At 72.5% G+C, this 9,866-nt stretch carries 10 protein-coding genes; 4 read left to right on the plus strand and 6 right to left on the minus strand.

Features of this window, described 5'->3' with window-relative positions:
• Window positions 1–49: 49 nt before the first annotated feature.
• Together R7226_RS22750 and R7226_RS22755 are read right to left on the minus strand one after the other, a co-directional pair.
• On the minus strand, window positions 50–1,702 hold the full coding sequence (locus R7226_RS22750) for a hypothetical protein (RefSeq protein WP_318599646.1): 1,653 nt from the start codon (window positions 1,700–1,702) through the stop codon (window positions 50–52).
• A 131-nt stretch (window positions 1,703–1,833) separates the two neighbouring features.
• The gene (locus R7226_RS22755; protein WP_318599647.1) at window positions 1,834–2,451 is read right to left on the minus strand and encodes a hypothetical protein; all 618 of its coding nucleotides are present in this window, start codon (window positions 2,449–2,451) and stop codon (window positions 1,834–1,836) included.
• A 52-nt stretch (window positions 2,452–2,503) separates the two neighbouring features.
• Here R7226_RS22755 and R7226_RS22760 point away from each other — a divergent pair, with 52 nt between their 5' ends.
• Window positions 2,504–2,773: a DUF2277 domain-containing protein gene (locus R7226_RS22760; protein ID WP_318599648.1), complete on the plus strand. Its 270-nt coding sequence runs from the start codon at window positions 2,504–2,506 to the stop codon at window positions 2,771–2,773.
• Here the strand turns inward: R7226_RS22760 and R7226_RS22765 are convergent.
• Window positions 2,761–3,552: an alpha/beta fold hydrolase gene (locus R7226_RS22765; RefSeq protein ID WP_318599649.1), complete on the minus strand. Its 792-nt coding sequence runs from the start codon at window positions 3,550–3,552 to the stop codon at window positions 2,761–2,763. The genes R7226_RS22760 and R7226_RS22765 overlap by 13 nt on opposite strands.
• A gap of 211 nt (window positions 3,553–3,763) precedes the next feature.
• Here R7226_RS22765 and R7226_RS22770 point away from each other — a divergent pair, with 211 nt between their 5' ends.
• Window positions 3,764–4,963, plus strand: coding sequence for a macrolide family glycosyltransferase (locus R7226_RS22770; protein WP_318599650.1), 1,200 nt, complete (start codon window positions 3,764–3,766; stop codon window positions 4,961–4,963).
• Window positions 4,964–4,969: 6 nt separating this feature from the next.
• On the opposite strand, the gene R7226_RS22775 is transcribed toward R7226_RS22770, so the two are convergent.
• Window positions 4,970–6,364, minus strand: a complete 1,395-nt coding sequence (locus R7226_RS22775) for a virginiamycin B lyase family protein (protein ID WP_318599651.1) — start codon at window positions 6,362–6,364, stop codon at window positions 4,970–4,972.
• Window positions 6,365–6,448: 84 nt separating this feature from the next.
• On the opposite strand from R7226_RS22775, the gene R7226_RS22780 reads away from it, so the two are divergent.
• Complete coding sequence (locus tag R7226_RS22780; RefSeq protein ID WP_318599652.1) at window positions 6,449–7,102, plus strand: NAD(P)H-binding protein; 654 nt, start codon at window positions 6,449–6,451, stop codon at window positions 7,100–7,102.
• Between the two features lie 210 nt (window positions 7,103–7,312).
• Here R7226_RS22780 and R7226_RS22785 read toward each other — a convergent pair whose 3' ends face one another.
• Together R7226_RS22785 and R7226_RS22790 are read right to left on the minus strand one after the other, a co-directional pair.
• A complete protein-coding gene (locus R7226_RS22785; RefSeq protein WP_318599653.1) occupies window positions 7,313–8,248 on the minus strand; it encodes a patatin-like phospholipase family protein in 936 nt (311 codons plus the stop codon).
• Window positions 8,245–8,883, minus strand: coding sequence for a class I SAM-dependent methyltransferase (locus R7226_RS22790; RefSeq protein ID WP_318599654.1), 639 nt, complete (start codon window positions 8,881–8,883; stop codon window positions 8,245–8,247). Before R7226_RS22790 ends, R7226_RS22785 begins: the two co-directional genes overlap by 4 nt.
• A gap of 134 nt (window positions 8,884–9,017) precedes the next feature.
• On the opposite strand from R7226_RS22790, the gene R7226_RS22795 reads away from it, so the two are divergent.
• Window positions 9,018–9,866, plus strand: an 849-nt coding sequence (locus R7226_RS22795) for an alpha/beta fold hydrolase (protein ID WP_318599655.1), incomplete at its 3' end; no start/stop codon positions are given.

Genomic DNA, 9,866 nt, shown 5'->3' on the forward strand with positions numbered 1-9,866 from the left:
CTCGGGGGTCCGCGGCGGGACCCCGAGCCGGCGCGAGCCGCACGCCTCGTCAGCCGGCCAGCGGCGCCTCGCTGCCGTCGGCGAAGTAGGAGAAGAACCCGAACAGGTTGCCGGTCTGCCCCTGCTTGCCGAGGAACCACGTGCCGCTGCCGCCGTAGCTCCGGTAGACGCCGGGATCGTCGACGCCGTCGCCGTCCCAGTCGCCGACCACCGGCTTGTCGCCGATGCCGCCGTAGAACCAGCCGTTGTCGGAGACCCCGGTGGTGTGCCAGTTCTTCACGTACCACGCGTCGTTGACGACGACGCCGACCGAGTCGATTCTGTCGCCGTTCCAGTCGCCGATGACGACCTTGTTGGAGGGATCGCCGAAGCTGAATGGCGTGATGTCGTGCATGCCCGCCGTGTTGCTGTTGCGGAGGTAGAAGGTGTTGCCGACACGGACGCCGATCGTGTCGATTCCGTCACCGTTCCAGTCGCCGGCGACGGCGGTGCCGCTCGGGTCGCCGAACGCGAACACGCGGGCTCTCGTGCCGTCGAGCGCGCGCGGGTCGTCGGTCAACCACCACGTGCCGTTGCGGAGGATCCCGGGCGTCTTGACGCCGTCGCCATCCCAGTCGCCGAAGACCGGCTGATCGCCCGGCTGCCCCCACTGGACCACGCGGTTCGGATCGTTCGCGGTGTCGAAGCTGTAGCGCTGCTCCCAGGTGCCGTCCTTGAACAGCATCGGGATCGGGACGCCGTTCTTGATCACCCCGAGGCCCGGTCGCTCGACGTCGTATCTGTCGATCAGCGAGGCGTCGTCCTTGTCACGGCATTCGCCGGTGGAGCCAGCGGCGGGTACGCCGATCGCCAGCTGGTAGTAGTAGATCCGCATGATCTGCGGGCGGCCGGCGCCGAGCGCGGCGATTCGTCTGGCGCTGGCGCGCTGGAACTGCGCTGCCTGCTGCACGTTGGCGGCAACTGTTCCGGCGGGGCTTCTCGCGAGTTGGAAGTCCTGACAGAAATATGCGCCGACCTCGGTGATGAACACCGGAGCGGGCCACACGTCCGCGAGGAAGTTGTCGACTCGCCAGAGCTGGTCCCGGTTGACCGCCGCGTAGGCGTGCAGCGCCCACACCGCCGGTCTCAGCGAGCCGAGCTCGGCCTTGTACGCGGCGGTGTACGTCGAGAGTTCGCTGTTGTCGGCGAAGTCGCCCGCGATCGCGGCGCAGGTTCTGTCCGCGATCGGGACCTGGCACTCCTCGTTGAGCTGCTTCCAGTACTTCGCCGCGGTCGCCGCCGGGACGTCGCTTCTGGGATGACCCGAGACGACGTGGTTGGGTTCGTTCCAGGCAGTGAACTCAGTCACCTGCGGCCACAGCAGCCGGAAGCTGTGAATCGCGTAGCGGTAGTCGAGCGGTGCCGGCTCGTCGAGCCCGCCGAACGAGACGACCACTCTCTTTCTCAACTGCGCGGCGCGCGTGAGCCAGAGCTCCATGTCCTGATATTGCTCAGGGTGGAAGGCGACATCCCAGTTGATGATCTTGCGCATGTAGCCGACCTCGTTGAGCCCGGTCGACCACCACAGCGATGGAGGCGACCATCTATGCGTGGCGTTGTCGGAGATGCCGTTGACACGCACCGCTTGGGCGCTGCTGCTGCTGAAGAGCAGGCACGCGAACGCGACAACGATCGCTGCCAGCGGCAGCTTCTTGAAACTCATGGTCCCCCCGGAGACGTTTGGCCGAATTGTGGTCGCACGCGTCGTGCGACCTGGCGCGCCCACCGTATCTCATTCTGAGTGTTCTGTGCTGAATATGCTCAACAGATGTTGAGCGCGTTCCCGCGTGTGCCTCAGCCGCGCCTCGTCGCGCGCCGGTGCAGGTGCGCGACGCAGGTCGTGATCAGCAGCCCGAGCGCCAGCAGCGCGAGCGTGTTGCCGAGGTCCTCCAGCGGCGCTTCGTCGGTGAGGATGTAGGCGACGAGGCCGATCGCGAGCGACAGGCCGACGGCTGACAGGACCAGCTCCGCACGCGGCCCGAGGCGCAGTCTTCTGCGCAGCAGGCGGATGCTCTTCCCGAGCTTCCCGAGCTTGATCACCTTCGCCAGCTTGAGCGCCTTGAAGGCCTTCGCGACGACCAGCAGGCGCAGTGCCGGCGCCGCGGCGAGCGCCAGCGGCAACAGGGGTGAGCTGACCACGACCACGACCAGCTCGAAGCGGTGGCTCGAGGCCCAGCCGAGCTTGTCGCGGCTGACCGTCAGCATGATCGCCGCCTCGGCGAAGAACAGCAGCCAGACCACCCAGTGGCCGATCGTCTCGACGTCGTGGAGCGCGCCGTGCGGTCTCGCCAGCGACAGCGCCAGCAGCGGCAGCACGGCGATCGCGGCGCCGATCACCAGCGGCGTCAGACGGCGCTCCCAGCGCTCGGCGCGCAGATCGGGCTGGTCGGGCTCGTGGATCGGCTCGGTCATCGGGCGCTCAAGGTACTTGGCGCCGCCGCGAGACGCTCCTACGATGGAGGGCATGTGCCGAAACATCAGAACGCTCTACAACTTCGAGCCGCCGGCGACCGAGGACGAGGTCCATGCCGCCGCGCTCCAGTACGTGCGCAAGATCAGCGGCTTCACGAGACCGTCGCAGGCCAACGAGGAGGCGTTCGCGCGCGCGATCGAGGCCGTCACGGCGGTGTCGCTGAGACTGCTCGGCGAGCTGGAGACGAACGCGCCGCCGAAGGACCGCGAGGTCGAGGCGGCGAAGGCGCGCGCCCGCGCCCAGCAGCGCTACGCGGCCTGAGCGGCGCCCCTCAGCACCACCTGCGTGACGAGGGCGGGGTCGTCCCACATCGGCAGGTGGCCGCAACCGGGCAGCAGCACCGATACGACGCCGAGCGGCAGTTCGCGCGGCGGCCGCACGAGCCGGTCGCGCTCGCCCCACGCGAGCGTCACCGGCACCGTCACGTCGGCGATCCGCGCGAAGCGGCCCGCGCGCATCGCGGCGTCGGCGGCGAGGAAGCCGGGCGCGGCGGCGTAGGAGCCGATCAGCCGCGCCGCGGCGCGCGCCGGCACCTGCTGCGGCCGTGCGACGGTGCCGGCGAGCGCGGCCCGCCGCAACGGACCGACGCGCGTCAGCAGCGGCAGCAGCGGGCGCACGGCGCGGGCGAACCTGCGCGCCCCGTCTCTGCGCGGGCCGAGCGGCCGCGACCAGAACCCGGCCGGGCAGAGCGCCGTGACCGAGCGCGCGCGGCCGGCGAGCGCCAGCTCCAGCGCGACCCAGCCGCCGAGCGAGTTGCCGGCGACGTCGGGCGCGTCGAGGCCGAGCGCGTCGAGCAGCCCGGCGATAGCCGCCGCCAGCGCCGCGGGCGTCGGAGGCGTGTGGCCGGGCAGCGCGGGGGAGGCGCCGAAGCCCGGCAGATCGGGCACGATCAGCGTGCGATGAGCGGCCAGCGGCGCCAGCACCGGCTCCCACACGTGGCGCTCGCCGCCGAGGCCGTGCAGCAGCAGGAGCGGTTCGCCGTCGCCGAGCCGGTCCCAGGCGATCGGCAGCGCCGCGCTCGTTTCCCCGATCACGCTCACGTCGGCCAGTACGGTACGCGCTCGCCGGCCGGATCACCGTGACGACCGCCGGAACACGCGTTACCCTGACGCGCATGGACTTCGGTTCACAGTTCCTGCAGCTGTACCTCTAGAGCGCTCCGCGCGCAGCGAGCCCACCCGTCGCTCCTCAACGGCGTGACGCGCTCCTGCGTTCTCGAATTCATCCTGTTGAATCGAACCGGAGGGCAGCATGCCCCGCACCGAACAGCCCCGTCACTTCGCGATCTTCGCCGTGCCCGCGCACGGGCACGTCAACCCGGCGCTCGGCGTCGTCGCTGAGCTGGCCGCCCGCGGCCATCGCGTCACGTTCGCGGTCACCGAGCAGTTCGCGCCGGCGGTGCGGGCCGCCGGCGCGACCCCCGTCCTCTACGAGACGACCTGGCCGACGACGCCGGAGGGGCGCGCCGCGCAGTGGGACGGCGACGTCGTGCAGGCGTACACGTGGTTCCTCGACGAGGCGGTCGCGGTGCTGCCGCAGCTCGCCGACGCCTACGAACAGGACCGCCCCGACGTCGTCCTCTACGACATCGGCGGCTACCCCGGCCACGTGCTCGCGCACCGCTGGGGTGTGCCGGCGGTGCAGCTGTCGCCGACCTACGTGGCGTGGGAGGGCTACGAGCAGGAGATCGCGGCGGCGATGGGGGAGGTCTTCGCCTCCGACGCCTACCGTGCCTACCACGCGCGCTTCGCCGCGTGGCTGGAGCAGCAGAGCGTGCCCGACGCGGTCGACGACTTCCTCGGCCGCCCGCACCGCTGTCTCGCGCTGATCCCGCGCGCGCTGCAGCCGAACGCCGAGCGCGTCGACGCCGACCGGATCACCTTCGTCGGGCCGGCGCTGGGGCCGCGCGACCAGCCGGGCGAGTGGAGCGCGCCCGACGACGGCAGACCGCTGCTGCTCGTCTCGCTCGGCTCCGCCTTCACCGACCAGCCGGCCTTCTTCGGGGCCTGCCTGGAGGCGTTCGGCGGGCTCGACTGGCACGTCGTGATGTCGATCGGCGAGCACGTCGAGGCGGCCGCGCTCGGCACGATCCCCGGCAACGTCGAGCTGCACCGCTTCGTGCCGCAGCTGGCGGTGCTGGAGCGCGCGAGCGCCTTCGTCACGCACGCCGGCATGGGCAGCGCGAAGGAGGGGCTGGCGGCCGGTGTGCCGATGGTCGCCGTGCCGCAGGCGGTCGACCAGTTCGGCAACGCCGACCGGCTCGTCGAGCTGGGCGTCGGCCGGCGGCTGGAGACCGCCGCGAGCCCGGTCGAGCTGCGTGCCGCGGTGCTGGAGCTGGCCGCCGACGAGCAGGTCGCGCGGCGGCTGGAGGCGCTGCGGCAGGAGATCGCGCGCGAGGGCGGCGCCCCGCGCGCCGCCGACCTGCTGGAAGGCATCGCGCGCGAGGCCTGAGCGGCGTCAGCGGCGTCTGGCCGCCTTCAGCGTGATCGTCACGGTGCGGTCGGCGGCGCGGTTGCCGGCCGCGTCGGTGACGCTCAGCACGACGCGGTAGGTGCCGGCGGTCAGGCGTCCGCGACGCGGCTGCAGGACGATCGATCCGACGCCCGCGGGCGCTCTTTTGACCGTCACCGCCGTCTTCGCGACCCAGCGGAAGCAGTCACGCGCGCGCCGCAGTCTCCGATTCGGCTCCACGCAGCGGCCCTGATGCAGTTTGCCGCGGGTCTTGCGCGACAGTCTCGCGGCGATCGTCGCCGGCTCCGAGAGCGTGTAGCCGACGCTCACCGCTCTGGCCCCGGCACGTGGTCTGCCGCTGACGCCGAGCTTGCGCAGCACCGGTCTGGTCGTGTCGGCCGCTCTCGGCGGCTCGACTCTCGGCGGGACGACGATCGGCGGCTCGACTCTGGGCGGGACGACGATCGGCGCCTCGAGCCCGGTGACGAGGGCGACTCTGTTGATCGCTTGGAGCGAGACCCACAATGTGCCGCCGGCGCCGGTCGCGATCCAGCGCGGCCCGGAGAGCGGCGTGAAGCCGCCGAGTCTCGTAATCGTGCCGTCGGTCGCGAGACGAGTCAGGTCATGCCCGGTGAAGTTGGCGATCCAGTAGGCGTCGTCGAGCCCACGCGTGATCCCGAATGGATCGGTTCTGTCAACGACCAGTCTCGACACGGTTGGCGCGTCGATCCGGCCGATCTCGTGCGGCGTGGCGCCTTGGTTGGTGTACGCAACCTGGGTGCCGGGTCCAGCCGCGACCTCTTGCGGGTTCCCGCCGACCGGGAAGAACTCCGGCGTCCCACCGTCTCGTGACGTGGCGACGATTCTCCCGTTGCCGAAGTCGACGATCCAAAGGCGTCTGTCGCCGCCGAACGCGATCCCACGTGCGGCCATTCCAGCGACTCTGAACGATCTGACGACGCCCGCCGTGGTGATGCTGACGACGTTCTCTCCGGAGGCGGTCCACAGGACGCCCGTGTCGTCGGAGATGATCCTCTCTGGGCCGCCGATCGCCAGCGCCGGGAAGGAAGTCGCGCTGCCGACTGGGTCGGCCGTTGAGAAGCTGACGACTCTGCCCGGCTGCGTCATCCAGAGTCTTCCGTCGGCGCCGGCGGTGATGCCGACCGCGCCGTCGAGTCTCGCGTCTCTGTAGAAGGTGACCGAACCCCCTGGCGTGATTCTCGCGAGATCGTCAGGGCCGTCGAGCAGGACGACCCAGGTGTTGCCGTCGGGCCCAAGCACGAGCTGTCCGGGGCGACCGGTTACCGGAAACTCACCGCTCACGGTCGGCGCCGCGGCGGCTGGGGAGGCGGTGATCGCGGCGGTGGCCGCGACCACGGCGAGTGGGAGGAAGGAGCGCATGGCTCGCATGCTCGCGAAACTGGTGCGCTCCGTCTATCGGTATCTCGACTGAACCGGTGCCCTGAGTCTGCTAAGAGCTTCCCGATGGACGTGTTCATCATCGGGATCACGGGCAAGGTCGGCGGTCTGCTCGCGCGGACGCTGCTCGCCAAGGGAGACACCGTTCGCGGGCTCGTGCGCCGGGACGAACAGCGGGCCGAGCTCGCGGAGCAAGGCATCGATGCGGTCGTCGGGGACCTCGCCAGCATGACCGTGGAAGCGCTCGCGACGGCCCTCGGCAACGCTGACGCCGTCGTCTTCAGCGCGGGATCCAACGGCGGCAGCAGGGAGGCCACGAAGGCGATCGACGAGGACGGCGTGGCCAAAGCGATCGCGGCGACACGCCACGCGGGCGTCGCCCGTCTGGCGCTTGTCTCGGTGCTTCCGGAGTCGTGGCGGGAACGGGATCTCGGCGACGAGGTCGAGTACTACTTCGCCGCGAAGAAGAAGGCAGACATCGCGCTCAGTCGCAGCGACCTCGACTGGCTGATCCTCCGTCCGTCGCTGCTCGTCGACGATCCAGGAAGCGGCACCATTTCACTTGGGCCCGCCGAGTTCCACGACCAGGTCGCGCGCGCTGATGTCGCTGAGACGCTCGCTGAGGTACTGCACGAACCCCGCATCAGCCGGCAGATCCTCGAACTCAATACCGGCCCCACACCGATCCGCGACGCCGTCAGCACCAACGTTCGCCGCTAGGAGCTCGGCAACTCGTCGAGCACCAGCAGGGTCTGCTGGTAGGGCTCCGACAGGGCGGGCTCGAAGGGACCGTGTCTGGGCCTTGCCGCGCCAGCCGGTGCGCTCCCGCCAGGTCAGCTCGACGTGGTGGCCGACGGGGATCGGAGCGGGATAGTTGACGGCGATCGTGACACTCATGCGCCAACCGTAGCGACGGCGCGCCGCCGCTCGTCAGCGGCGGCCGCTGAGCTGTGCGCTCGCGCGCTGGGCGCGCAGCAGGATCGCCAGCTCGCGTCCCCGGCGGCGGCCGGCGCGGACGGCGAGCGGCGCGGTCAGCGCGGACATCGGGTCCGGGCCGATCGCGACTCGGTCGGCGGCGTCGGCGCGCAGCACGTGCGCGCGCACGCCGGCGGCATCGAGCCGCGCCAGCTCGTCGTCCAGCGCCGCGTTCCAGTGGGCGTCGACCGAGCCGGGCGCGGCGTCAGCGGGGCTGCCGGTGACCACGACCGCCAGCTCGACGCCGGAGAGCAGGTCGGCGCTGGTCGCCGACGCGAGCGCGCCGTCGATCCGCGGGCGGCCGTCGATCGTCACAGGTGGCCGCAGCAGCGGCACGCTGCGCGCTGCCGCGAGGGCGCGCGCGAGCGGCACGCCGTCGGCCGCGCCCCAGCTGACGCGCTCGCCGCTGAGCGCGTCGAGCGCCGCGATCCGCAGCGGGGCCGGCCACCGTTCGGTGGGCAGCCGCGCGGCGGCGGCTGCGACGAACGCCTCCTCGCCGCCGGGCGAGCGCTCCAGCGCGATCGCCGCGAGCGCCCGCCGTCGCTCGCGCGGCGTGCCCGGCGTCGCCGCGTACGCCTGCGCCATCAGCTCGAACAGGTCCGCGCCGCGCTTTGCGTCGGCCGCGCCGCGCTTTGCGTCGGCCGCGCCGCCGCCGCGCGCCTCCAGACGCCGTGCGCATGCCTCCATGTCGACACCCGCGGCGAGCTGCAGCGCGGCCCACGCACCGGCCGAGGTGCCGACCAGCGCACCGGCGCGCCGGCCGTCGAACGGCTCGCCCTGCTCGGCCGAGGCGGCCGCGAGGCCGGCGAGGATGCCGGCGTACCAGGCGACCAGCCGCTCACCGCCGGCGGCGAAGGCGATCCCGACCTGCCCGCTCCACGCCGCGCTCATGCGACGGCCCGCCCGACCAGCAGCGGATGGACGAGCGGCGGCATGCCGCGCCACACCGACGGCTCTGCATCGACCCGTGCGAACTGCTCCTCCAGCAGCGCGCGCGTCGGCTGGTTGCAGCGACAGCCCGCGCCGACCGCGGCCCACGGCGCGGCGAGGCGATCCTGCCAGCGGGCGAGCCGCGCCGAGTCGGCGCGCACGTGCTCGACGAACAGCAGCTGCCCGCCCGGCGCGAGCACGCGCCGCAGCTCGCGGATCGCCGCGCGCGGATCGAGCACGGTGCAGAGGACCATCGTGGAGACGACGGTGTCGACGCTCGCGTCGGCGAGCGGCAGCGCCTCAGCGCCGGCGGCGAGCAGCTCGGCGTCACGCCCGCTGCGCGCGAGCGTCCGCCGCAGCTGCCGCAGCATCCCGGCGTCGGGCTCGCTCAGCAGCAACGCGTCGAGCGTCGCCGGGTAGGCGTCGAGGTTGCGGCCGGTGCCGGCGCCGATCTCCAGCGTGCGGCCGTGGGCGCCGGCCAACAGCGCTGTACGGCGGGCGCGCATGCCGCGCCGCTCGCCGAGCGCCAGCACGGGATCGTAGAGCGCTGCGCCGAGCCGGCTGGCGAGGCCGCTGCGCGGTGTCGTGGCGGTCATCCGCTGCTCCTTTTCCGGGTCCGATTCTGTCCTCACCGTTCTACGCTCGCGCCGTCGCGACCGCTTCGCCCGTTGCGGCCATCCGCGCGCAGATGGCCCGTTGCGGCCAGCGTGCGCTCTACGCTGTCGCCAGCGTGGCCGCTCCACAACAGACAGGCGACCAGGAGATCGGCTTCTGCGAGGTCGGCGGAGGCCGGCGGGTCGCGATCGCGGTCTGCGGCGCTGGGCCGCCGTTGGTGCTGCCGAGCTGGTGGGTCTCCAACGTCGAGGCGAACTGGGGTCAGCCGCGCTTCCGCGCCTTCGTCGCCGGGCTCGCGCAGCGCCATCGGGTGATCCGCTACGACCGCCTCGGCAGCGGGCTCTCCGACCGCCGCGCCGACGACGAGGCGGCGACCTTCGACGCCGAGCTGCGGACGCTCGAGGCGGTGGTCGAGCAGGCCGTGCCGGGCGGGGCGCCGGTCGACCTGCTCGGGATCTCCTACGGCGGCTGTCTCGCGATCGCCTACGCCGATCACCATCCGCGGCGCGTGCGGCGGCTGGTGACCTTCGGCGCCTACGCCCACGGCGAGGAGGTCGCGCCGCCGGAGGTGCGCGCCGCGCTGCTGGCGATGGTGCGCGCCCATTGGGGGCTCGGCGCGCGCGTGCTGACCCAGGTGTGGCTGCCCGACGCGGGGGAGGATGAGCGGCGCGAGCTGACGGCCTACCAGCGCAGCGCCGCCGACCCGGCGACGGCCGCCGACCTGCTCGCGCTCGCCTACGACGCCGACGTGCGCGCCGCCTGCGCGCGGCTGCGCCTGCCGACGCTGGTGCTGCACCGGCGCGACGACCGCGCGGCGCCGCTCGCCTGCGGCCGCGAGCTGGCGGCGCTGATCCCCGGCGCTCGCCTGCTGCCGCTCGACGGCGGCGCCCACCCGCCGTGGCACGGCCGCGCCGCGGCGGTCGTCGAGGCGACGCTCGCCTTCCTCACGGCGGCAGCGGAGCAG

It is taken from the genome of Conexibacter stalactiti (assembly GCF_033542075.1).
Lineage (GTDB): Bacteria > Actinomycetota > Thermoleophilia > Solirubrobacterales > Solirubrobacteraceae > Conexibacter > Conexibacter stalactiti.